This window comes from Flavobacterium tibetense (genome assembly GCF_003293845.1).
GTDB lineage: Bacteria > Bacteroidota > Bacteroidia > Flavobacteriales > Flavobacteriaceae > Flavobacterium > Flavobacterium tibetense.
The window spans coordinates 1-936 of sequence record NZ_QLST01000048.1 but is presented as its reverse complement, the minus strand read 5'-3'; the positions used below and the strand labels follow the sequence as shown (position 1 = coordinate 936).

The 936-nt window shown below is 45.5% G+C and carries 1 protein-coding gene; it reads left to right on the top strand.

Annotation, left to right across the window (positions count from 1 at the left end; genetic code table 11):
• Window positions 1-246: 246 nt before the first annotated feature.
• A complete protein-coding gene (locus DPN68_RS13040) occupies window positions 247-480 on the top strand; it encodes a hypothetical protein (RefSeq protein WP_113990049.1) in 234 nt (77 codons plus the stop codon).
• Window positions 481-936 lie beyond the last annotated feature (456 nt).

Below are 936 nucleotides of genomic sequence, written 5' to 3'. Positions count from 1 at the left end.
CCCTTTTTCTTCAGGTGGACGCACGAAGTGCGGACGCAAGACAGAGAGGGCATGACCTGGGAATAGTCAGCAGCGTAATGATGCCATCTGGGAGGTGGGAAGATGGAGGAAAAGAGCGAAACATGTATTAACATACATTAACGATAGGTTAATACATATTAACGCTAAGAATTTGGATATGTCAATACTTTTTTGTACCTTTGTAGTATAGAAATCAAGTTAATAACCCTTTAAAAACAAAGAACAATGAAAACGAAAATCTATTTAGTCAAGAACTACCTGAGGTTTCAAGATGACGAGACACCAACCAGGGAGATGAGAAAGAGAGCAACCGTACTTTGGGCTACAGACACAAGAGAAGAAGCAGTGGAAGACGTAAGAGAAAACGTAATGAAAGAGAAGAGGAGAATCTTCGACAACTACAAGAAGTACTGGTATATCCAAGAAGTTGACTTATTTAAAGCCCTTAGCAACGACTAAGGGCTACAAACCACCAAAAGACAGAGAGCCATGACGACAAGTATCAACACAGAGAGCCTGCTGGTAGGCTGGCAACTCGGAGAACAGGTAGTAATGTGCGGTGAGAACGCTGAGAAAGCAGCTGCCATCTTAGGAACGTCCACGGAACCATCACCAAATGGGACACCGAGACTTCTATTAAAAAGACGGTACCAGGACACAGCATTCCCGAAGTTAGTACAAGCTGGATATAAGATAGCTATCAGGGTACCAGACTAAGCGCCAGGGGCGCCCAACCAGGGCGCCCGCAGGGCGACCGCAAGACAAAGGGTGATGGGAGCCAGCAGCGCAGAAGAGGGAACCCCCCATAAACACCAAGGGTGGTCGCAAGACCACCCCAAAGAAAAAGAAAAAAGGGAGGGTAAAAGGGAGATAAAAATAAATATAGATTAAAAGTGCTAGCTTGTTGTGCCGGGG